The organism is Streptomyces sp. NPDC048001 (assembly GCF_043203115.1).
GTDB lineage: Bacteria > Actinomycetota > Actinomycetes > Streptomycetales > Streptomycetaceae > Streptomyces > Streptomyces sanyensis.
Genome location: NZ_JBIDBN010000004.1, coordinates 15,003 through 37,825 on the forward strand (window position 1 = coordinate 15,003; position 22,823 = coordinate 37,825).

The 22,823-nt window shown below is 76.8% G+C and carries 12 protein-coding genes and 2 pseudogenes; 5 read left to right on the plus strand and 9 right to left on the minus strand.

The features are described 5' to 3' along the window. The first annotated feature begins 368 nt into the window (after positions 1 to 368). Positions 369 to 956: a hypothetical protein gene (locus ACGF15_RS08645; protein ID WP_392797384.1), complete on the plus strand. Its 588-nt coding sequence runs from the start codon at positions 369 to 371 to the stop codon at positions 954 to 956. A gap of 55 nt (positions 957 to 1,011) precedes the next feature. Here the strand turns inward: ACGF15_RS08645 and ACGF15_RS08650 are convergent, their stop codons facing one another. From ACGF15_RS08650 to ACGF15_RS08665, 4 genes are all read right to left on the minus strand, one after another. Beyond that, entirely contained in the window at positions 1,012 to 5,823 is a 4,812-nt protein-coding gene (locus ACGF15_RS08650; protein WP_392797386.1) for a hypothetical protein, read from the minus strand. Positions 5,824 to 5,935: 112 nt separating this feature from the next. Next, positions 5,936 to 6,862, minus strand: coding sequence for a hypothetical protein (locus ACGF15_RS08655; protein ID WP_392797388.1), 927 nt, complete (start codon positions 6,860 to 6,862; stop codon positions 5,936 to 5,938). A 211-nt stretch (positions 6,863 to 7,073) separates the two neighbouring features. After that, a complete protein-coding gene (locus ACGF15_RS08660) occupies positions 7,074 to 8,618 on the minus strand; it encodes a hypothetical protein (protein ID WP_392797390.1) in 1,545 nt (514 codons plus the stop codon). 267 nt (positions 8,619 to 8,885) lie between these two features. Further along, positions 8,886 to 9,617 (minus strand): GntR family transcriptional regulator, encoded by a 732-nt coding sequence (locus ACGF15_RS08665; RefSeq protein WP_392797392.1) that lies wholly within the window; start codon positions 9,615 to 9,617, stop codon positions 8,886 to 8,888. 279 nt (positions 9,618 to 9,896) lie between these two features. Between ACGF15_RS08665 and ACGF15_RS08670 the strand changes: the two genes are divergently transcribed. The 4 genes and pseudogenes from ACGF15_RS08670 to ACGF15_RS08685 form a co-directional block, all read left to right on the plus strand. Beyond that, positions 9,897 to 11,174, plus strand: coding sequence for an MFS transporter (locus tag ACGF15_RS08670; protein WP_362608491.1), 1,278 nt, complete (start codon positions 9,897 to 9,899; stop codon positions 11,172 to 11,174). 193 nt (positions 11,175 to 11,367) lie between these two features. After that, on the plus strand, positions 11,368 to 12,132 hold the full coding sequence (locus ACGF15_RS08675) for a 5-oxoprolinase subunit PxpA (RefSeq protein ID WP_345615421.1): 765 nt from the start codon (positions 11,368 to 11,370) through the stop codon (positions 12,130 to 12,132). 278 nt (positions 12,133 to 12,410) lie between these two features. Further along, positions 12,411 to 12,992 (plus strand): allophanate hydrolase subunit 1, encoded by a 582-nt coding sequence (locus tag ACGF15_RS08680; protein ID WP_376427226.1) that lies wholly within the window; start codon positions 12,411 to 12,413, stop codon positions 12,990 to 12,992. Continuing rightward, positions 12,989 to 13,876: pseudogene (locus tag ACGF15_RS08685) on the plus strand (biotin-dependent carboxyltransferase family protein); the annotation flags it as partial. The gene ACGF15_RS08680 and the pseudogene ACGF15_RS08685, both read left to right, overlap by 4 nt. Here the strand turns inward: ACGF15_RS08685 and ACGF15_RS08690 are convergent. The 5 genes and pseudogenes from ACGF15_RS08690 to ACGF15_RS08710 all read right to left on the minus strand — a co-directional run bounded on the left by ACGF15_RS08690 (position 13,789) and on the right by ACGF15_RS08710 (position 22,701). Then, positions 13,789 to 17,601 carry a hydantoinase B/oxoprolinase family protein gene (locus tag ACGF15_RS08690; RefSeq protein ID WP_392797394.1) on the minus strand — a complete coding sequence of 1,271 codons (3,813 nt, stop codon included), beginning with the start codon at positions 17,599 to 17,601 and terminating at the stop codon, positions 13,789 to 13,791. The pseudogene ACGF15_RS08685 and the gene ACGF15_RS08690 sit on opposite strands and share 88 nt — an antisense overlap. After that, positions 17,598 to 18,575 (minus strand): SGNH/GDSL hydrolase family protein, encoded by a 978-nt coding sequence (locus tag ACGF15_RS08695; RefSeq protein ID WP_392797730.1) that lies wholly within the window; start codon positions 18,573 to 18,575, stop codon positions 17,598 to 17,600. Before ACGF15_RS08695 ends, ACGF15_RS08690 begins: the two co-directional genes overlap by 4 nt. Positions 18,576 to 18,845: 270 nt before the next feature. Then, a pseudogene (locus ACGF15_RS08700) lies at positions 18,846 to 20,003 on the minus strand (glycosyltransferase); the annotation flags it as partial. Continuing rightward, positions 20,000 to 21,130, minus strand: coding sequence for a glycosyltransferase family 4 protein (locus ACGF15_RS08705; RefSeq protein ID WP_392797396.1), 1,131 nt, complete (start codon positions 21,128 to 21,130; stop codon positions 20,000 to 20,002). The pseudogene ACGF15_RS08700 and the gene ACGF15_RS08705, both read right to left, overlap by 4 nt. Positions 21,131 to 21,285: 155 nt before the next feature. Continuing rightward, positions 21,286 to 22,701, minus strand: a complete 1,416-nt coding sequence (locus tag ACGF15_RS08710; protein WP_392797398.1) for a HEAT repeat domain-containing protein — start codon at positions 22,699 to 22,701, stop codon at positions 21,286 to 21,288. Between the last annotated feature and the right edge of the window lie 122 nt (positions 22,702 to 22,823).

Below are 22,823 nucleotides of genomic sequence, written 5' to 3' on the forward strand. Positions count from 1 at the left end.
TTTCGGCCGGTGATATGCCCGCGAATCGGCGCATCGACACTCTTCCGGGGGCTGGCCTTCGTCGGAGCGCGCGAGGACGGCGGCCGCGTCCATACGTTCCGGAGCATGGCAGATGGCTGGATATAGGCGATGTGGACGGCATGGAGCGGGCTCGGGGCATCCTTCCGGGGCTCTCGCTCGTCCTTACGTAGGGGGAACCCCCGGCGTTCACCGCTGCCGCGCGTCCGTGCGGCGGCGGTGCGGCGCAGGGGCCGGTCCTGCCACGACTCCGGGACACCCCGTCGGCGGCCGTCGGCGGCAACGGAATGGAACGAAGGGTTCCGGGCAGGCACCCCTGAGGCGGACAGAGGTTGGGGAGTGAGGCAGGTATGGACACGGACGAGCGCCGGACGGGGGCGCCCCGGCGCGAGGAGCACGGTGCGGGGCCGCAGGGCGCGGCGGCCTCCGGGAGGGGCGGGCGGAGCACCGCGGGGCCCGTGGTGCCGGGGGCGCGCGCCGCCGGCCGGTCCGGGTCCGGCGTGCCCTCCGCGCCGGAGCCGCGCCCGCTGTGGGTGGAGGAAACCGCGGGGAGGCGCCGCATGGCCGACCCGGTGCGCACCGCGGCGGTGCGGGCGGTGATCATCGTCTCGCTGACGCTGATCCAGGCGATGATGGCCTTCCTGTTCAGCCTCACCGACTCCTGGCTCGCCTTCCCCACGGTGCTCACCAGCGTCGCGGGCACGGTGGTGGCGACCTGGGCGGTACTCGACGTGTGGGTGACCCGCCAGGTGTGGAAGCAGCGCCACGGGGTCGTCTCGGTGCCGAGCAGCACGGCGCGCCGCATGCGCCGGGAGCGGCGCCGGGCAGAGCGGGCCGCCCGGCGCGAGGGCCGGATAGCCGGCGGCGGGCCGGTGACGTCACCGGAGGCCGGCGGGCGGGTCCCGGACGGCGGCGCGGGGCAGCTGTCCCAGGCGTGAACCCCGCCCCGCCCGGCGGGCGCCCCGCCCCGGATGCCGCCCGGTGCGGGACCGCTCAGCGGGCGGTGCCACCTGCGGCACCCGGATCGGCGGGTAGGCCGGGCCCGGGGACGGGCGCGGCGGGTGCCGCGCCCGCCGCCGGGGCGTCGGGCTGCGCCGGAACGGTGGCCGTCCTGCGGAACATGCGGGTGGAGGTGATCTCCCCGTGGACCGCCCCGCCCGCCGGGTCGGTCTGCGGCAGCCCGGGGCGCAGATGCTCCTCGACGCTGATGTACTTCAGCCCCGCCCGCAGGTCCGCGTCGTTGCGCAACCTGATCACCAGGGGGAACTCGGCGAGCGCCGTGGTGTCGAACAGCCCCGTGGTGTAGAGCAGTTGGACGCCGAGGGCGTCCGACACGGCCCGCTGGAGTTCCAGCAGGTAGGTCGCGTTGGCGCGGCCGATGGGGTTGTCCAGGAAGAGCGTCCCCGCATGGCGGTGGCGGTCCCGGCCGCGGTCGTTGCTGCGCAGGGCGGCCATGGTGCAGTAGAGCGCGATGGCGGCCGTCAGGAGCTGGCCTCCGGAGAACACGTCGCCCATCTGGCCGACGGGCACCCGCTCCGCGCGCAGCACGGCGTCGGGCTTGAGGATCTCCACGGCGACGCCCTTGGGCTGCAGTGCGGCCTGCACCCCCCGCAGCAGCAGGGACATGCCGTCCCGGCGGCCCTCGCCGTAGGCGGCGGAGGAGTTCTTGCGGACGGCGGCCCGGGTGGCCTCGTCGACGACCTCGCCCAGCCGCTCGGCGAGCAGGGCGTGGTCGGGCTCCTCGAAGCGGATGCGCAGGAACTCCTGCCCCGACCACTCGCCCAGCCCCTCGGGCAGCCGGGACAGGCGCTGTGCCGAGCGCAGGGTCGCCAGTGCCGACTCGACGAGTCCGCGGAGCCGGTCGACGATCGTCTCGCGGTTGCGCTCCAGCTGCGTCAGTTCGTCGGTCAGGACCCGCAGGCGCGGTGCGAAGGCCTCCGCCCAGGTGGCGGCGTGCTCGGGCAGCGCGGCGGCGGGCAGTTCGCGGATCTGCTGGCGGGCGGGCGTGCGAACCTGCTCGAAGCGCGTGGAGTTGGCGTGGCGCACCAGGACGTCGCTCGCCTCGCGCACGCCGGCCTCCGCGGCGGAGAGGTCGGCGGCGCAGCCGCGCAGCGAGCGGCGGGCCTCGGTCGCCGAGGTGCGCGCCTCCTCCAGGGTCCCCGGGTAGGGCTCGGGCCCGGTGTGCGCCTCCTCGTCCTGCTGGTGGTCGCGGAGCAGGTCGCGCAGCAGGGCGGCGGTCTCGTCGAAGCCCCCGGCCGCGTCCTCGGCGGTCCGGTGCGCCCGCAGCAGGGCGGAGTGGGTCGCCCGTGCCGTCTCCAGCTCCTCCGTGCGCGCGGCGAGCCCGCCGCTCGCGGTGCGCAGCAGGGCCTGGGCGTGCTCGACGTCCGAGGGCACCGTGTCCTCGGGGAGTTCGGTGTGCGCCCCGCCCTCGGCGGGGGCCAGGCGCTCCGCCTCGCCGCGGAGGCGGCCGAGCTTCTCGCTGGCCTCCGAGGCGCGGGACTCCAGCATCTGCACCAGGGCCTCGGCACGCGCGGCGGCGGCCTGGCGGGAGGGGCCGTCGGCGCCGTCGGTGCTCTCCAGCAGCTGGGCGGCCCGGGTGCGCACCTTGTTGGTGAGCCGGTCGAGTTCGGCCAGGGCAGCGCTCTCGTCGCTCTCCGCGCGTGCCTGCTCGGCGCGGAGGTCGGCTCCCACGCCGACCTTCTCGTACAGCCGCGACGCGGCCCGGTACGCCTCCCGCAGGGCCGGCAGCGGTGCGCGGGGCGTGCCCGGGTCCGCCGCGGGCTGCTCCGGGGCACCGGCGATCTCGGCACGCTCGGAGCGCAGCGCGCGGGCCGTGCGACGGGCGTCGTCACCGGCCCGCTGGGCGGCACGGCGGTCCTCGTCGGCGGCCTTGGCCCGCTCCAGCAGGGAGCTGGCGCGGGCCTCGGACTCGGCGGCCTCCTCGGCCAGTTCGCGCAGCCTGGCGCCCCATCCGGCGCGCTCCCTGAGGCGGAAGGCCAGCCCGGCGAGCGCGTCCGCGGCGCGGCGGGCCCGCTGGGCTGCGTCCTGGCGCTCGTCGCGGGTCCGTGCGGCGTCGGCGGCGGCCTCCTCGGCCTCGGCGCGTTCGACCCGGGCCTCGGCGAGGCGCTCCCGGGCCTCGGCGGCAGCGTCGGCGGCGGCGAGTTCGGCGGCGGCGAGTTCGGCCAGCATGCCCGGCGGGCAGTCCTCGCGCCAGGCGGCGAGCCGGGCGGCCAGCGACCGGTCCCCGGTCAGCCGGGCGGCGAGGGTGCGGATCTCCTCGTCCCGTTCGGCGGCCCGCTGCCGCAGGGTGTGGCGCTCCTGGTCGGCGGCGTGCTCGTCGTGCATGGCCGGGTTCGGCGGGACGAGGAAGACGTCGCCGGTGTCGTCGCCGCCGGAGGGCACGGGGGCCAGGAGTGCGGCGGCGGTGCCGACGGCCACGGCGGAACGGGGCAGCAGGGCCGCCCCGGCGAGTGCCTCGCGGGCCCTGACGTGGGAGGCGGGGTCGGTGACCACCACGCCGTCGACGAGTTCGGGCCGGGCGGCGAGCACGGCCGCGTGGTCGGCGGGGTCGACGGCCTGCGCGAGGTAGCGCCAGCCGGGGAGCGCCGGGATGCCGTGCTCGCCCAGGTACTCGACGGTGGCCAGGACGTCGGGCGCGGGCGGCAGGAGCCCTCCGTCGCCGAGGGCGCCGAGGATGCGGGAGTCGTCCGCGGCGGCCGTGCGCAGGTCGAACAGCTGGCGTTCCGCGGATGCCACGGAGGTGTCCAGCAGTTCCTTCAGCTCGTCGGCGAACCCGTCGAGCCGGGCGGCGGTCAGGGGCGCGCCGGGCGCGGGGCCCGCCGCCGACGGTGCGCCGGCGGGGGCCTCGCCGCCGTGCAGCGGTGCGGCCCCGGGGGTCCGGGGAGCGGGCACCGGGCCCCGGGCCGTGCCCGCCGCGGTGCCCTCGGCGCCGGGCTCCCCGGCCGCGAGGCCGAGGAGGTCCACGAGGCGGTCGTCGGCGGCGAGGGACTCCGCGGCCCGGCGCTCGGCCTGGTAGGCGTGCTCGGCCGCGACGGCGGCGTCCTCGGCCCGGGCGGCGGCCAGTTCGGCGCGGGACTCGGCGGCGGCCGCGTCCTTGGCGCGCTCCGCCGCTGCGAGAGCGGTGGCGCGGGCGGCGTCCCATGCCTCGACGGCGTGCTTCTCGGCGTCGCTGGCGGCGAGCGCGGCGCGGGCGGGGTCGGCGTCGGGCTCGCTGTCGTCGAGCCAGCCCGCCCGGACCGCCTCGGCCGTCTCCTGCTCGACCTCCTGGAGCCGCTGGCGGAGGTGACCGGTCTCGCTGCGGGCCCGCTGGGCCTCCGTCGCGGCGGCCGTGGCGTCGCGGTGGGCGGCCTCGGAGGACTCCTGGAGGCTTCGGGAGCGCTCCTCCTCCTCGTTGGCGACGCGCTCGGCGTCCTCGGCCGCGGCGTGCAGTGCGAGGACCAGGTCTCCGGCCGCCTTCTCCCGGGCGGCGAGGGCCGGAGCCGCGTCGCGCTCCGCCTCGCGGATCGCCGCGGCCACCCGGGCGGAGCGGTCCCCCGCTGCACGGTGGCGCAGCACGGCCTCCGCGGCCTGCCAGGCGGCGTGCAGGGTGCGGGCGTCGTTCAGTTCGCGGCGCTGGGAGGCCGCTCCCTTCTCCGCCACGGTGAGCGCCAGCGAGGCGTGGCGGTAGGCCAGCTCGGCCGCCACGAGGGCGCTGCGTCCGCGCGCCTGCTCGGCGTCGGTCACGGCGTGGGCGGCGTCGGCGACCTGCCGGGCGAGTTCGGCGGCGAGCCCCCGCTCCTGCGCGCCCCGGGCGGAGAGGCGGCGGGCGAGGGTGCGGGTGCGGCGCTCGGCGCCGGCGTGGATGTCGCGGGCCCGGGCCCGCGCGTCGGCCGCCTCGACGATGCGGCCGAGGAGGTCGACGGAGCCCGCGGTGAAGTCGCGCTCGGCGGTGAGTTCCGCTCGGCGGCCCAGCTTGTTGCCGAAGCCGCTGACGAGGTCGGCGAGGCCGTCGGTGTCCCGGGTGTCGGTGACCGCGCGCAGCAGCAGGTCGGTGAAGTCGGAGTCCTTCTTGACGGCGAAGAGCCCTGCGGCCTCGCCCTCGTCGGCGTTCATCTCCCGCTGGTAGCGGAAGAGTTCCGGGTCGAGGCCGAGCTCACCGAGGTGCTCGTTCCAGCGGTCGTGGATCTCCTCCCAGCAGATCTCCAGGTGGGGGTAGGCCTTGCCGGCCTCGGTCAGCGCGTCGCGGAAGCCCTTCATGGTCCGGCGGCGTCCCTGTGCGCCGGACGCGCCCTCGGCGGCGGGGCGCATCGCCGTCGACTCGGCGACGGGCAGGTTGTCCAGGCTCAGCCCCGGCCCGGGGCGGAAGGAGTACCACGCCTCGGCGAACTTGCGCGGGTCGTTGGAGACCTGGCGCCCGCGCCATTCGCTGACCTTGCCGACGACGACCAGTTCCCCGGTCTGGGTGTGCTGCCACTCCAGCGCCACGTGTCCGCAGTCGTCGGCGAGCAGGAACTTGCGCAGCACTCCGGAGCTGGCGCCGCCGAGGGTGTTGCGGTGGCCGGGAAGCATCACCGAGAAGATCAGCTTCAGCAGGACCGACTTGCCGCCGCCGTTCTCCAGGAACAGCACACCCGCGGGGGCGGGGCGGCGCGGGGGGCCGACGGGCTCCTCCTCGAAGAACTCCGCCTGCGTGGGGGCGGGGTGGGGCACGGCCGAGCCGACTCCCCGCAGGTCCAGCACGGTGTCGGCGTAGCGGGCACCGGCGGGACCGATGGAGTAGAGGCGGACCCGGGACAACTCGTACATGGCGGCGGACTCTCAGTCTTCGTCTGGCTGCTCCGAGCGGTGGGGCCGCCGGGCGGGCGGCGGGTGACCGTTCGGGGGTCGGGCGGTTCGGGGGCGGGCGGGGCGCGGGCGGTCAGGTGTGGAAGGGCAGGCCCGCGTCGGCGGCCAGTTCGAGGTCGTCGCCCTCGGGGGCCGGCACCAGCGTGGCGCTGCCGTCGCTCACCGGGACCACGCCCAGGTCGAGCAGTTCGGACATGGCCGCCGTACCGGCCATGTCGCGCACCTGGAGCTGGAAGCGGGCGGTGGTCCGGTACGTGCCGCCCGCCTCGTCGCCGGTGCGCTGGAGGAAGCCGGACTCGGTGAGGAAGCCTACGGCCTTGCCGATGATGCCGGTGGTCGAGCCTGCGAGGCGCCGGGCGTCCTTGGTGGCCCCGGTGGCGCTGCGGCGGGCGTAGACCCGCCAGGCCTCCTCCAGGTGCGAGGAGCCGCTGGCCGGGTCGCTGTTGCGGCCCTCCTCCTCGGCCCGCTCCTCGAGCCGGTGGCACGCCTGGCGGACGAAGCCGTCCACGCCGTTGACGGTGATGCGGCCGATGTAGCCGTCGTCGGCGAGGTCCTCCGGGCGGGGGAAGGCCATGGCGGCCACGGCGAGATGGGCCAGGCCGTGCAGGAAGCGGTCGGCCGCGTCCGACGAGGCCCGGCGCGCGTAGTCGCCCATGCGGACGGCGAAGACGGAGTCCTCGCCCGCGGTGACGGCCATGCCGGCGCGGGGCGAGACCTCCAGGACCACGAGCCCGAGCCCGGTGGCGACGGCGTCGGCGAGGCGGGCGAAGGCGGTGTCCTCCCGGTAGCGGCGCAGCAGTTCGCCGTACTCGGCGTCGCGGGCGGGGAGGAGTCTCGGCTGGAGCCCGAAGGAGACGAGGCGGGCGGCGTCGGCCGCGTCGGCGGGGGTGACGCTCCCGGCGCCCGGGGCGGAGATCGGTCCGGCCGGGGGCCCCGCGGGCGCGCCCGGCTCGCTCCACGCTGCGGAGTGCGCGGAGTGCTCGGCGGGGTGGTCGCTCACGGGTGGGGCTCCTCGGGGATGCGCGGGGTGGCCGCTGGGGCCGGCCGGTGGGGCGGTGCCGCTCCGGGGCGGGCGGGGGCGGTGGGGCGGGCGTCCTCGGGCCCGGGCCACCGGACGCCGCCGGCGGGCGAGGGGCGGGCGGGGGCCCGGCTCTCGGGCGCGGGGGCGGGCGGCCGGTGCGGGGCGGTGCCGAGCGGTGCGCCGGGGCCGGTCATGACCCCTCCGACCGGTCGGCCGCCATGCCTTCGGCGTCCAGCAGCGCGGTGCCGACGATCAGGTCGGCGCCGCCGAACTCGGGGTCGTCCAGCTCGGTGCCGTCGTCCACGGCGAACAGCAGCCGCTTCTCGCCCTGGCGGTAGGCGGTGCCCACCGGGGGGCTCGCCGCGTGGACGGCCAGCAGCGCCACGAGGTAGGGCAGATCCGGGTCGGTGCGGCGCGCCTCGGCGAGGAGGCCGGACAGCCTGCGGGGTGCCTCGTGCTCCAGGTCGAGCAGTTCCGTGGCGCGGGCGAGCTGCTCCTCGCTGAACCGGCTGTCGTCCGGGGTGGCGATGAGATCGGGCTCCGGCATCTCGGCACCGAGGTGCTCGCGTTCCACCGGCGGGGTCAGCAGCACGTCCACCAGATCGGCCATCCGGACGCTGGCCGGGGTGCGCAGCCCGGTGCCGCGGGCGAAGTAGGCGTCGGTGACGCGGGTCGCCGACTCCAGCGGCAGCGGCAGGACGGGGGCCATCAGCTGCCCGTACAGGTCGAGGCCGGTACGCCCGGTGGGGCGCGCGAAGGCCTGGCGGTCCTGTTCGGCGCGGAACAGCGGCCCGGCCTCCAGCAGCCGGGACTGCAGCTGGGTGTGCCGCCGGATGCAGTCCTTGACTATGTCGACGAGTTCGGCGGCGCGGCGCTTGTGATCGGCGAGCCTCGGGTCGTCGCCCGCCTCGGCCTCGTCGCGCGCCTTGCGGATGTTGGTGAGGATGGCGTTCTCGTGGCGGTAGCGGTCGGCCACGTGCTCCAGGGCCTCGGCGATCATGTCGGGCACGGTGTTCAGCCAGTCCACCGCCCGCACGTTGCGGCGGGTGGCCTCCAGGGTCCGGCGAAGGGTCTCGGAGTACTGGACGGTCCGGTAGCGGGCCTGCTCGGCGGCGAGTTGGGCGTCGGCGAGCCGACCGCGGCTGATCAGGATCTCCAGTTTGACCTCGGCGGCGATCTGCGCGCTGGTGACGTCCGTGTCGAGGGCGCCGACGAGGACGTTGACCGCCTCGTCGGTGGTGCGCAGGTAGACGCCGCCCCCGTGGCCGGGGACCTCCTCGATCAGCTTGAAGTCGTAGTCCCGGCGGGTGTAGGCGCCGTCGGGGCCGAAGGTGCCGTAGACGGCGCGGAAGCCGCGGTCCACGCTGCCGACGTTGATCAGGTTCTCCAGGACCCAGCGGGCGACCCGTTCGTGCTCCTCCTGGGGGCGCTGCGGCGCCTGGGCGGCGACCCGCGGGAGCAGCCTGGCCACTATCTGCTCGTGGTCGGCTCCCGTGTCGAAGTCCATGTGCAGGGTGACGAGGTCGATGGCGGCGAGGGCGACCTCCGCCATCGTGTAGACCGAGTACTCGCCGACCAGGTTGGCCTTGCGCGCGTCCAGGTCGTGCAGGGGCGCGGTGCAGGCGAGGGCGCGCAGCCGCCGCGCCAGCCCTTCGTCGGCGGCCGGGCCCGGCGCGGGCCGCGGCCCCGCGCTGAGCTGGGGCGGAGCGGGGTCCGTCGGGGCAGGCGAAGTCACGCTGCACAGATTAGGTCCTCGCACGGACAACGGTCGAAACGACGCAGGGCGACCGGCTCGATGCGCAGTGTCACGGCGGGTGGCGGATCACGGGCCGGGCGGGTGCCACCGGGCGGGCCGCCCGGCGGGCCGCCGTCCGGCCGTCGCGCGCGGCGGGCAGGGGCCGGGCCGCCGGCGGGCCCCCGGTGCGGCCCGGCGGCGGGGAGCGGGCGGCGCACCCTGCGGGGGCTCGGAGGGCTCGGGGGCGCCGGCTTCCGTCCGGGGCACTCAGGCGCCGGGGCCCGAAGCGCCGTCCCGGGCGCCGCCGGGGACGGCGAGGGCGTAGGCATCGACGAGCCGGGCGCGCGAGTCGTCGAGGTAGTCGGCGAGGAGCCGCTCCGCCTCGGTGGGCTCCCCGCGGCGGAGCGCGTCGAGGATCTCCCGGTTGCGTACCAGGTAGGGCTGGTGGAGGGCGCGGAGGTCGGCGACGACGTGGAAGGCCAGCCTCAGTTCGGCGAGCACGCTGCGCATCAGCTCGTCGGTGCGCGGGCTGCCCGCGAGGGCCACCAGCTCGCGGTGGAAGTGGATGTTCGCGGTGGAGACGCCGCGCCAGTCCCGGTCGCCGGCCGAGTCCTCGCCGACCTCGACGGCGGCAGCCAGGCCCTCCAGGGGGTACGGGGGCTCCCCGAGCCCCTGGACGACGGCGCGTTCAACCAGGTGCCGTGTGCGGTAGATGTCGTCGACGTCCTGCACGGCGAGCACCCGCACGAAGACGCCCCGGTTGAGTTCGTGGACGAGCAGCCGCTCGTGGGTGAGCAGCCGGAACGCCTCGCGCAGCGTGTTGCGCGAGACCCCGAGCGCCTTGCCGATGGCCTCCTCGGAGAGGCGCTCCCCGGGCGGGAAGTACCCCTCGGCGATGCGGGTGCGCAGGATGTCGGCGACGCGCTCCGCCGTGCTGGTGCGCCCCAGCAGGTGGCGGTCGTCGGCAAGTCCGCCGCCCTTGGGCCCGGTCGTCTCCACGACACCCCTTTCTCACCGCGCTCTGCCCGCGCCGGACGGCGCCCAACCCGGCGCACGGGAGTACATCGTAGGAGCCGGAACGCGCCAGTGCGCCCCTTGTCGGATCGTTGAACAATCCTCTACGTTGTGGTGACCGGCCGCGTCGGACCGGTCACGGACGGGGAGCCCGCACGGCGCCCGGGCGCGCTCACGGCACCGCGGGCACCGGTCGGCGGCGCCGCGCCCTCCCCTCCCCGCACCCTCCACACCCCCCACAGCCCTTCACCGAGCGAGGTGCAGATGAGCACGGCCAGGACTCGGCCCGTCCCCGGCGGCGCCGCGCAGGACACCGGCGCCTTCGCGTGGTGGCGCTCCCTCGGGCCCGGCGGACGCCGCGCGTTCGGCGGAGCCTTCGGCGGGTACGCGCTGGACTCGTACGACTACTTCGCGCTGCCCCTGGGCATGGTCGCCATCGCGGCCTACTTCGGCCTGGACAACGGGCAGACGGGGCTGCTGACCACGGTCACGCTGGTGGTCTCCGCGCTCGGAGGCGCGCTCGCGGGGATACTCGCCGACCGGATCGGCCGCGTCAGGGCCCTGATCGCCACCGTCGCCACCTATGCGGTCTTCACGGTCCTGTGCGGCTTCGCCACGAGCTACGAGATGCTGATCGTCTTCCGGGCCCTGCAGGGGCTCGGCTTCGGCGGGGAGTGGGCCGTCGGCGCCATCCTCGTCGCGGAGTACGCGCGGTCCACCCACCGGGGGCGCACGCTCGGGGCCGTGCAGAGCGCCTGGGCGGTGGGCTGGGCGCTGGCCGTCGCCGTCTACACCCTGGTCTTCGGGTTCCTGGACGCGGACACCGCCTGGCGCGTGCTGTTCTGGACGGGAGCACTGCCGGCCCTGCTGGTGGTCTACGTCCGCCGCAACGTCAGCGACGCCCCCGAGGCCGCGGAGCGGCGGCGTGCCAGCGGCGAGCGGGGTTCGCTCACCGCCGTCTTCCGAGGGGACCTGCGCCGCGTCACCCTCTGCGCCACGCTGCTCTCGACGGGGGTGCAGGGCGGCTACTACACCCTGGCGACCTGGGTGCCCACCTACCTCGCCTCGGAGCGGGGGCTCACCGTGGTCGGAACCGGCGGATACCTGGCCCTGCTCATATCAGGCGCCTTCGCGGGCTACCTGACCGGCGGGTACCTGACGGACCGCATCGGGCGCAAGAACAACATCGTCCTGTTCGCGGCCCTCTCCGCAGCCGCCGTCCTCGCCTACACCTCCCTTCCCGAGGGCGCCGACGGCCTCCTGCTCGTGCTCGGATTCCCCCTGGGCTTCTGCATGTCGGCGATCTTCAGCGGCTTCGGTTCCTATCTGAGCGAGCTGTACCCGGCAGCGGTGCGGGGTACGGGCCAGGGCTTCACGTACAACAGCGGTCGTGCCGTCGGGGCCTTCCTCCCCACGCTCGTCGGGTTCCTCTCCGACAGCTGGGGCGTCGGAGGGGCGCTGGCCCTCGGCGCGGCAGGGTACGGGCTGGCCGTGCTGGCCTTGGCGGGCCTGCCCGAGACACGCGGCCGGGAGCTCGCGTGAAGGCCCTCCGGGAGTCCCACGGCGGCTGCTGCGGGGCGGTGGCCGGGGCGTTCGCCCCTCGGGCGCCCGGCCCGTGCCGTGGTCCGCGCGCCGCCGCGCCGGGGCCGCCCCGCCCGGGGCCCGCGGTCCCCCCGAGCAGCATGCTGCCCCCCGCCGCCGCACTCGCCGCGGCCCGACCCCACAGGAGAGCACCGTGACCGCAGTGTCCATCGACCTCAACGCCGACCTCGGCGAGGGCTTCGGCCGCTGGCGGCTGACCGACGACGAGGAACTCCTCTCCGTCGTCACCAGTGCCAACGTCGCCTGCGGGTTCCACGCCGGGGACGCGGCGACCATGCGCCGCGTGTGCGACCTGGCCGCCGCACGCGGTGTGCGGATCGGCGCCCAGGTCTCGTACCGGGATCTGGCGGGATTCGGCCGCAGGGCGATGGAGGTGCCCTCCGGCGAACTCGCCGCCGAAGTGGCCTACCAGATAGGCGCACTGGAGGTCTTCGCCCGGGCGGCCGGCTCGCGCGTCTCCTACGTCAAGCCCCACGGCGCCCTCTACAACCGGGTGGTGCACGACCCGGAGCAGGCCGCAGCGGTCGTCGAGGGGGTCCTCCTGGCGGGCGAGCGGCTCCCCGTACTCGGTCTGCCGGGCTCGGTGCTGCATGCCGCGGCACACAGGGAGAGCCTGCCGGTCGTACCGGAGGCCTTCGCCGACCGGGGCTACACCGCACAGGGCACCCTTGTCCCGCGAGGCGGCCCGGGGGCACTGGTCAGCGATCCCGGCGCCGTGGTCGAGCGGTCGCTCGGCATGGCACTGTCCGGGGCGGTCACCTCGGTGTGCGGTCATCCGGTCAGCATTCCGGCGCGGTCCTTGTGCCTGCACGGGGACACACCCGGAGCGGTCTCCCTGGCCCGCAGGGTCCGGGCGCGGCTGGAGGAGTCGGGTGTCAGAGTGGAGGCCTTCGCATGACGGGCACGGGTCACATCCCCGTCGGCCCGCAGCCCTCTCCCGCGGCCCGGCGGGAGACCGCTCGGGCACTTCCCGGCGGTTCCGATCGCTCCGGCCCCCCTGCCTCCCTGTCCGCCGCGCGTCCCGTCCGCCGCGCCTGCTGCGACGCCTCCGGGCTCTCCGGGCGACTCCCCCGGGGCCGAGGCGGGGAGGCGGACGCGGGTCCGCCCGGCACAGCTCCCGGCGCACACGGGGCCGGGGCGGTCCGGGTACTCCCGGTCGGCAGCCGGGCACTCCTGGTGGAGCTGGGGGGCGGAGAGGAGACGGCGGCCTTCCACGCGGAGGTCCTGCGGCGGAGGGCGGCCGGGCTGCTCCCCGGGGTGGGGGAGGTGGTCCCCGCCGCACGGACCGTGCTGCTGGACGGCGTGGACGACCCGTCCGTCCTCGCCCGGGAAATCCCCCGGTGGGAGTACACGCACGGAGACGCCGCGGCGGCCGGGGAGGTGGTCGTCCCGGTGCGCTACGACGGCCCCGACCTGCCGGAGGTGGCGGACCTCTGGGGGGTGTCGGTGCGGGAGGCCGCCCGAATCCACGCATCGGCCGCCTACCGGGTCGCGTTCTGCGGCTTCGCGCCGGGCTTCGGGTACCTCACGGGGCTGCCCGGCGCCTACGCGGTACCCCGCCGGTCCACGCCCAGGACCGCGGTCCCGGCCGGGGCACTGGCCCTCGCGGGCGGCTACACGGGCATCTACCCGCGGCCGTCCCCCGGGGGCTGGCAGCTCATCGGGACGACCACCGCGCTGCTCTGGGACCCGTCGCGACAGCCCGCCGCCCTGCTCTCCCCCGGCACCCGGGTGCGCTTCGTCCCGGAGGGGCCGTGACGGCCCGCGGCGCAGGAGTGCCGCCGCCGCGGCGGGCCCTGGTGGTGGTCCGCCCCGGGGGGCTGACCACGGTCCAGGACGCGGGCCGCCCCGGGTACGCGCATCTCGGGGTGCCGCGGTCGGGGGCGCTCGACGGCCCCGCCGCCCGGCTGGCCAACCGGCTCGTCGGCAACGGCCCGGACGCCGCCGTGCTGGAGACGACGCTGGGCGGGTGCGCCGTGCGCCCGCTGACCGAGGTGGTGGCCGTGGTCGGCGGGGCGCCGTGCACGGTCACCCTCGACGGCCGCCCCGCACCCTGGGGTGTTCCGCTCCGGGTGGGCGCCGGGGCCGTGCTGGACGCGGGGCCCGCCCTGCGGGGCGTGCGCAGCTACCTGGCCTTCGCGGGCGGCGTGGACGTGGCGCCGGTACTGGGCAGCCGTGCCACGGACCTCCTGTCGGGCCTGGGGCCGCAGCCCCTGGAGGCGGACGCCGTGCTGCCTCTGGGACCGGGTCCGGGGCGGCCCGGACCGGTCGGCGCGGGGGTGCCCTGGGCGGCACCGCCCGAGGAACTGGTGCTGCGGCTGCGGCCGGGGCCGCGTCACGACTGGTTCGCACCGGGCAGCCTGCGGCGGCTGTACGCCTCCCGGTACCGGGTGTCGGCGGCGAGCAACCGCATCGGGCTGCGGGTGGAGGGCCCGGGGCTGGAGCGTGCCGTGGGAGGGGAACTGCCCAGCGAGGGGATGGTCCTGGGGGCGGTGCAGGTGCCGCCGGACGGGCGCCCGGTGGTCTTCCTCGCGGACCATCCGACGACCGGCGGCTATCCCGTGGTGGGTGTGGTGGAGGAGGCGGACCTGGCGGGAGCGGCCCAGGCCCCGCCCGGAACGCCGGTCCGGTTCGTCCCGGTCTCCCGGGCTCTCGCCTCCTCTGCTCCCCGCGCCTCCTCCGGCTGCTGCTTCCCCGGCTCCCCCGTTCCGGGGGGCTCCTGAGGGGGGCCGTATCCTCCGCCTCCCGGGGTGCGGACGACCAGCAGGTCCCCGGGGTGCATGGCGACCGTGTCCACGCCGTCGAGGGTCTCCTCGTGTCCGTCCGCCCTGACCACCCGGTTCTCCCCGAGGGCACCGGGCCCGCCTCCCGCCATGCCGTACGGGGGGACCCGACGGTGCCCGGTCAGCAGGGCCACGGTCATCGGCTCCAGGAACCGGAGTTCGCGCACGACGCCCTCCCCGCCGCGCCACCGGCCCCGTCCGCCGCTGCCCTCCCGGACGGCGAAGGACTCCACCCGCACGGGGAAGCGCCACTCCAGCACCTCGGGGTCGGTGAGGCGGGAGTTGGTCATATGGGTCTGCACGGCGTCGGCGCCGCTGAAGCCCTCGCCCGCTCCCGATCCCGAGGCCACGGTCTCGTAGTACTGGAGGCGGTCGTTGCCGAAGGTCACGTTGTTCATGGTCCCCGAACCCTCCGCCTGCACCCCGAGTGCGGCGTACAGGGCCCCGGTGACGGCCTGGGAGGTCTCCACGTTGCCGGCCACCGTGGCCGCCGGGTGGACGGGCGAGAGCATCGAACCGGCGGGGATGCGGACGTCCAGGGGCTCCAGGCAGCCGCTGTTCAGCGGGATGTCCTCCCCCACCAGGGTCCGGAAGACGTACAGCACGGCCGCCATGACCACGGACGACGGGGCGTTGGCGTTGCCCGGCACCTGGGGGCTGGTCCCGGCGAAGTCGACGACGGCGGACCGGCTCGCCCGGTCCACCCGAACGGCCACCTGGATGACCGCCCCGGAGTCCGTCTCGTAGCGGCAGGAGCCGTCGCGCAGCCCGGCGACGATACGGCGCACGGACTCCTCCGCATGGGCCCGCACGTGCCCCATGTAGGCATGGACCACGTCGAGCCCGAACTCCGCCACCATCTTGCGGAGTTCGGCGATGCCCTTCTCGTTGGCGGCGATCTGCGCGCGCAGGTCGGCGAGGTTCACCTCCGGAGCCCGGGACGGGTACGGCGCCCGGGTCAGCAGGTCCCGGGTCTCCTGCTCGCGCAGGCGCCCGCCGCGCACGAGGAGCCAGTTGTCGAAGAGCACGCCCTCCTCGTCGACGGTCCGGCTGAAGGCCGGCATCGAGCCCGGGGTGATGCCGCCGATCTCGGCGTGGTGGCCCCGCGAGGCGACGAGGAAGAGCAGGTCCTCCCCGTCGTGGACCGGCGTGACGACCGTCACGTCGGGCAGGTGCGTGCCTCCGTGGTACGGGTCGTTGACCGCGTAGACGTCCCCCGGGCGCATCCGCCCCTCGTTGCGCCGCAGCACCTCCCTGATCGATTCGCCCATGGAGCCGAGGTGGACGGGGATGTGCGGCGCGTTGGCGATCAGGCGCCCCCGCGGGTCGAAGAGCGCGCAGGAGAAGTCGAGCCTTTCCTTGATGTTGACGGAGTGGGCGGTGTTCTCCAGCCGCACGCCCATCTGCTCGGCGATGGCCATGAAGAGGTTGTTGAACACCTCCAGCAGGACGGGGTCGACCTGTGTTCCGGCCGCCCTGCGGCCGGGGCGGGCGGTGACCCGGTCGAGGAGCAGGTGGCCGCCCTCCGCGGCGGTGGCCCGCCAGCCGGGGTCCACCACGGTGGTGGCATCCGGCTCGGCCACGATCGCGGGGCCCCTCACCCCCTGGCCCGGCCCCAGGTCGGCGCGCCGGACGAGCGGCACGCCGCGCCGGGCTCCTTCCACGACCATGGCGACCCGCTGCCCCCCGACCGCGTCGGCGCTCCCCGCACCCGCGGTCCCGGCCTCGGCGGCCTCGGCGGTCCCGGCCTCCCCGGTCCCGCCGGACGGCACCCCGCGGGAGGCCCCCGCGCGGCCGCCCGCCGCTCCCGCCGCCTCCACCGTGACGGCCTCGGCCACCACCGGCTTGTCCATCGTGAAGCCGTAGCGCTCCCGGTGCCGCGCAACGAAGGCGGCGCGCATCTCCTCGGCGCCGCCCAGCGGGACGGGCAGCGAGGAGTCCGTGCCCGCGTACCGCAGCAGCACCCGCCCGGTGACGCGGACGGCCTCGTCGGCCACGCCGTCGGCGTGCAGTTCCCCCCGGGCGTGCCCGGCGAGCGTGTCGCACAGCTCCCGGACCCGTTCGGCGCTCCGCTCGTCGAGCACGGCCTCGACGGACTGCTCCCGCATCGCCGTGGCGTCGGCGAGCCCGATCCCGTAGGCCGACAGGACCCCGGCGAGCGGCGGCACGATCACGGTGTCGACGCCGAGCGCGTCGGCCACGGCGCAGGCGTGCTGGCCGCCCGCCCCGCCGAAGGAGGTCAGCGCGTACCGGGTGACGTCCCGGCCCCGCTGCACGGAGATCTTCTTGACGGCGTTGGCCATGTTCGCGACGGCGATCTCCAGGAAGCCCGCGGCGACCTCCTCGGCGGTGCGGGAGGTGCCCGTCGCCCGGGCGACCTCCTCGGCCAGGGCGGTGAAGCGCTCCCTGACCACCTCGGCGTCGAGGGGCTGGTCCCCCCGCGGGCCGAAGACCGCCGGGAAGTGGCCGGGCTGGATGCGCCCCAGCATCACGTTGGCGTCGGTGACGGTGAGCGGCCCGCCCCGGCGGTAGCAGGCGGGGCCGGGCACGGCTCCGGCCGAGTCGGGGCCGACCCGGTAGCGCCGACCGTCGAAGTGCAGGATCGATCCCCCGCCCGCGGCGACGGTGTGGATGCTCATCATGGGGGCGCGCATCCGCACCCCGGCGACCTGTGTGCCGAGTTCGCGCTCGAACTCGCCGGCGTAGTGCGAGACGTCGGTGGAGGTCCCGCCCATGTCGAAGCCGATGACGCGGTGGTGGCCGACCTCGGCGGAGGTACGGGCCATGCCGACCACCCCGCCCGCCGGACCGGAGAGCACGGCGTCCTTGCCCCGGAAGTGGGCGGCCCGGCGCAGTCCGCCGTTGGACTGCATGAACATCAGCCGGATCCCGGGGAGTTCGGCGGCGACCTCCTCCACGTACCGCCGCAGCACCGGGGAGAGGTAGGCGTCGACGACCGTGGTGTCGCCGCGGGGCACGAGCTTGATCAGGGGGCTGACCTCGTGCGAGCAGCTGATCTGGCGGAATCCGGCCTCGGCCGCCGCGCGGGCGACGAGGCGCTCGTGCTCGGGGTGGCGGTATCCGTGCACGAGGACGACCGCGGCCGCGGTGAAGCCCTCGGCGCGTGCCGCGGCCAGCCGTTCGGTGGCGGCGGCGAGGTCCAGGGGCAGCACGGTGCTGCCGTCGGCGCCGAGGCGTTCGGGCACTTCGACGACGCGCCCGTACACGGCCTCGGGCAGCAGGATGCGCCGGTCGAAGATGCCGGGCCGGTTCTGGTAGGCGATCCTCAGGGCGTCCCGGAAGCCCCGGGTCGTCACCAGCACGGTCGGCTCTCCCCGCCGTTCCAGCAGGGCGTTGGTGGCGACCGTCGTGCCCATCCGGACGGAGGCGACGCGGTCGGCGGGCACCGGGGCGCCCTCGGGGATGCCCAGCAGCGCCCGGATGCCCGCGACCGCCGCGTCCCGCCGGCGCCCGGGGTCGTGCGAGAGCAGTTTGCGGGTCACCAGGCGGCCGTCGGGGCGTCGCCCGACGACGTCGGTGAACGTCCCGCCGCGGTCGATCCAGAACTCCCAGAGCCCGCTCATCCCCCCATTCTCGCGCCCGCCGGTGCTTCGGCCCCGGTGGCGGATCCGGTCCGGCGCGGCGCCGGGGGCAGAGCGGCGAGGGCGGCGGACGTCTCGGCACGGGCGGCGTGGTCGAGCCGTTCCGCGGTGCCGCCCGCCCGGTGCAGCACCTCCTCGGCCGCCAGGCGCAGCAGTTGCGGTACGAGGTCGGTGCAGCGGCGTGCGATCCACCCGGTCCCGGCCGTGGCGAGCCAGGCCACCGCCTGGGCGCGGGTGGGTCCGGGTCCGTCGGGCGCGGTGGAGGGCTCGGGCCCGAGGTCGAGGCCGCGGGCGGCGAGCTGCCGGTGGAACGAGCGGGCGAGCATCCGGTGGCCGCGCTCGCCCGGGTGCAGGCGGTCGGCGCTCCACAGGGCGCGGTCGGCGACCCAGGAGGCGTCGGCGGCGTGCAGATGCACCGTGCCGTAGCGCTCGGACAGCGCGTGGACCACGGCGTTGACGGCCCGCTGGCGCCGTGCCAGCGGGCGGGCGAGCGGGGAGGGCAGGGCGAGCATCGACCCTGGGTCGGGCAGGCAGGCCGTGAGCAGGACGGTTCCGCCGGCGTCGAGCGCGCCGAGCACCTCGTCGAGGCGGCGGGCGAGCGCGTTCGTGTCGAAGGTGCGGCGCAGGGTGTCGTTGACGCCGACGACGACGGAGGCCAGGTCCGGGCGGAAGGCGAGTGCCCGGGGCAGCTGGGTGTCGGCGACGTCGCTGCTGAGGGCTCCGCCGACGGCGAGGTTGCGGAACACGGCGGGGCGTTCGCGGTGCCCGAGCCCGTCGGCCAGCAGGGCGGCCCAGCCGCGCCAGGCGTCGCCGACGGGGTCGCCGACGCCCTCGGTGAGCGAGTCCCCGAGGGCGGCGAAGCGCAGGGGGCGCGGAGCGTCCGGGCTGTTCCGCGCACCGTCGCCGTGACCGGCGGAGCGTGCGCTCCGGACCGGGCGCACGACTGAGGGGGCCACGGCTGAGGGCGGCGCGGCTGAGGGCGGCGGCCCGGCGGGGCGTTCGGGGTCCCCCGCCTGGTGGATCCGGGGCCCCGGTGACGGCGTGGCCGGGCCGGGGCGCGGCCGGGGCGGGGGGACGGGCGCGCGGGTCCCCGCCGGGGCCGGGCGGTCGGGGGCGCCCGGCGGCGGATGGGCCCGGGTGGGGCGGGGGCGGGGGCCGTCCTCCGGGGCCGCCGGGGCGGGCGCGGCACCGCGGCCGCTCCGCGCCGCCCCGCCGTCCGGGAGGTGGGGGGCCTCGTGGGCGGCGAGGAAGGCCCGTACCGCGGTGGGCCAGTCGAAGAGTTCGGCACGGGCGCGGGCCGCGGCCCGCCGCTCCTGCTCGGGGACGGCGAGGAGGCGCAGCGCGGCGGCGGCGTGGTCCGGGCCGCTGCTCCCCGCGGCGGCGGCCCCCGCGTCGCCGAGCACCTCCGGCAGTGCCGAGGTGGGCGCGCAGACGACCGGGGTTCCGCAGGCGAGGGCCTCCAGCGCGGCGAGACCGAAGGTCTCGGCGGGCCCGGGTGCGAGGCAGAGGTCCGCGGCGGCCTGGAGGTCGGCGACGGCTCCGCGGTCGGTGAGGTGCCCGAGGAAGGACACGGGGAGGCGTTCCTCGGCGGCACGGCGCTCCAGGGCGGGGCGCAGCGGGCCGTCGCCCGCGACGACCAGCGCCGCGGCCGTCCCGCCGGCCCGCAGCGCGGCCAGGGTGTCCAGTGCGGTGCCGGGGCGCTTCTCCACGGAGAGGCGCGAGCAGAGCAGCAGCAGCACGTCCGCGCCCGCGGCGAGCTCGGCCCGCAGGGCGGGCCGTCTGCGGTCCGGGCGGCAGTGGTCGAGGTCGACGCCGAGCGGGGCGCGGACGAGGTTGCGGGCCCCGATCCGGACGAACTCGCGCTCGGCCCACTCCGTGGTGCACACGATGCGGGAGTAGGCCCAGGCGCTGCGCCGGTTGAGGCGGTCCGCGGCGTGGGCGGCCGCGGCACCGGGCACTCCCCAGGTGCGCAGCACTCCGTCGGCGGTCTCGTGGGAGACCATCACCGAGGGCACCCGCTGCCGCCGTGCCCACTCCCCGGTCCAGCGCAGGGTGGTGCGGTCGGAGACCTCGATCCGGTCGGGGGCCAGCTCCTCCAGCAGGGCGCGCAGCCTGCGCCGTGCGGTGAGCACCCGGTAGCCGCCGGTTCCGGCGATCTCCGGTCCGGGCAGGGTGATCACCCGCCCCTGCGGGGTCCGCTCGTCCCCGGGCCCGGCCCCGGGGACGATCAGCACGGGCTCGTGCCCGGCGGCGCGGTAGCCGCGGCCGAGCCGGTCGAGCGCGGTGCGCAGACCCCCGGAGGAGGGGGTGACGAAGTTGGCCATCCGCACGATGCGCAGCGGGCGCCCCTCGGCCGCGGCCGGTCTGCCGCCGGGGGCGCTCATGCCGCCACCGCCGCGGCCCGCTCGCCGAGGACCTCGGCGTAGTGGTCGAGCAGCAGGTCGCCGACGGTGGCCCAGGTGCGGCCCTCCACGGCGGCCCGGCCGGCGGCGCCGTAGGCGCGGCGGAGCGCGGGGTCGGCGGCGAGCGCGGCCACCGCGTCCCGGACGGCGGCGGGGTCGCCCGGGGGGACGAGCAGCCCGGTGCGGCCGTGGTCCACGAGGTCGAGCGGGCCGCCCGCCGCGGGGGCGACCACGGGGACGCCGGAGGCCATGGCCTCCTGCACGGTCTGGCAGAAGGTCTCGTAGGGGCCGGTGTGGGCGAAGACGTCGAGGGAGGCGAAGAGGCGGGCGAGCTCGTCGCCGGTGCGGCGGCCGAGGAAGGCGGCGCCGGGCAGGGCGCCGCGCAGCGCGCTCCCGCTGGGCCCGTCGCCGACCACGACCACGCGGACCCCGGGCAGGGTGCACGCCCCGGCCAGGAGTTCGACCTGCTTCTCCGGGGCCAGGCGCCCGACGTAGCCGACGAGGAGCTCCCCGTTCGGGGCGAGGGTGCGGCGCAGCCGCTCGTCGCGCAGCGCGGGGCGGAAACGGGCGGTGTCGACGCCCCGGGGCCACAGGCGGACGCGTTCGACGCCGTGCTCCCGGAGGTCCCTCAGGGCGGCGGTGGACGGGGCGAGGGTGCGGTCGGCGGCCTGGTGGACGGCCTTGATGCGCCGCCAGGCGGCCGCTTCTCCCGCTCCGACGTAGGTGCGGGCGTATCCGGCCAGGTCGGTCTGGTACACGGCGACGGCCGGCAGTCCCCGGCGGGCCGCGGCGGCCATGCCGCGCACGCCGAGGACGAAGGGGCCGGCCAGGTGGACCAGGTCGGCGCGGTGCGCGGCGATGGCCGCGGCCACCCGGCGGCTGGGCAGGGCGACGCGGACCTGCGGGTATCCGGGCAGGGGGAGGGAGGGCACGCGGACGACGGGGCAGGGGTCGGCGGGTTCGTCGCAGGCCGACGCCCCGGGTGCGGCCGGGGCGACGACGAGGGGTTCGTGACCGCGCGCGGCGAGGTGCCTGGCGGTCTGGAGGGCGCAGTGCGCCACACCATTGACGTCCGGGGGAAAGGATTCGGTGACGATGACGACACGCATACCCGTGTTGTCGTCGGGCCCGGAGTGGCGTCGCCAACGTGGATCTGTCCGCCCGGGGAACGTCCCGTGAGCGTTGCGTGCCGGGAGCGCGCCCCTGGTCCTGCCGGGCGTGCGCCGGGGCGGGACCACGGGCGCGCGGTGCTCCGGGCGCGGGTTCAGCCGACGGGGTCGGTCCCGATCCTGCTGCGTACCGCGGTCTGCACCTCGGCCTCCTCGGCCGGGTCGGCCGCCAGGCGGCGCAGCCGGTCGGCGACGCGTACATCACCGGTCTCGGCGTGGAGGGCGGCCACCTCGCGGGTGGTCTCCTCGCAGTCCCACAGGCACTCGACGGCGAAGCCGGTGGCGAAGGAGGGGTCGGTGGCGGCGAGGGCCCGGGCGGCGCGACCGCGGAGACGGGAGGAGGTCGTCTCGCGGTAGACGTGCCGCAGCACGGGCGCGGCGCAGTCGATGCCGAGCCGCCCGGCTCCGTCGACGAGGGTCCACAGCAGGGGCGCGTCGGGGCCGTCGGCGCGCACGGTCTCCCGCAGGGCGCCGAGGACGAGGGGGGCGTCCTCGGCGGTGCCGCGGCAGGCCAGCACCCCGGCGGCGGCGGCGCCCAGCGCGTCGGGCCGGTGCACCCAGCCGCGGGCGCGCTGGACGGCACTCGTATCGCACATCCGCTCGAATGCGGCGATCGCGGCGTCCGCGACGGTGCCCGGGCCGCCGTTCACGGCCTCCTCGACGAGGTCGAGGACGATCGTGTGCCGGGCGTCGGCCAGGTAGTGGAGGGACGCGGAGCGCCCCCCGTCGCCGCCGAGGCGCGCGGCGCGGACGATGGCGGGCAGGTCCTCGGGGCCGGCCACGGCGGCGAGGCACCGGGCGGCGGGGACCTGCCGCGGGGTGCCCAGTTCCTGGCCCTCGTCGGCCCAGTCCAGGACGGCCTGCACGCTCCAGCCGGGGCGGGGGCCGCTGGGGCGCATCTGGCGCTGCCAGCGGTCGAAGGAGCCGGCCTCCCGGGCGGTGCGCACCCGCTCGCCGACGAACGGCCGGGGGTCCTCGGACCACAGGCGCCAGGGGCGCGGCTCGAAGGCGTCGCGGACGGCGGCGGCGAGTTCCGCCTCGCCCTCCGGGGTGGCGGGGAAGCGGGCCAGGACCGGTCCGGCCAGGGCGCGCAGTCCGGCGTCGTCGTCGCGGACGGCGAGTTCGTCCAGGGCCCATGCCCAGTTGGCGCCGGTGGCGGCGTAGCGCCGCAGCAGGGCGAGCGCGTCGCCGCGCCCGTAGGAGGCGAGGTGGCCGAGGACCGCGAGGGCGAGGCCGGTGCGGGTCTCGCCGGTGTCCAGATGGTCGTCGGCGTCGCCCAGGTGCCGCTCGATCTCCTCCAGCGAGCCGTGGAGGTCGAGGAACAGGCGGGCGTAGTAGAGGGAGCGGTTCTCGACCTGCCAGTCGTGGCGGGGGTCGCTCACGACGCAGTGGTTGAGGGCGGCGAGCGCCTCGGCGCGCGGGGCGGCGAGGGCGTGCAGCGTGCCGTCGCCGCGGCCCCTCTGCAGCAGGCCGAGCAGGGTGCCGCTCGGCGCTATGACGGGATCGAACATGGTGAGAGCCTCACATCAAGCTGTCGACGCGACCGGATGCCGGGATTCCTGGTACGTCACCGGGCCACGCGGCAGCTTGTCGGGCCGTCGGTCGTCCCGTTCGCCTTCTGCCTGGTGTAAAC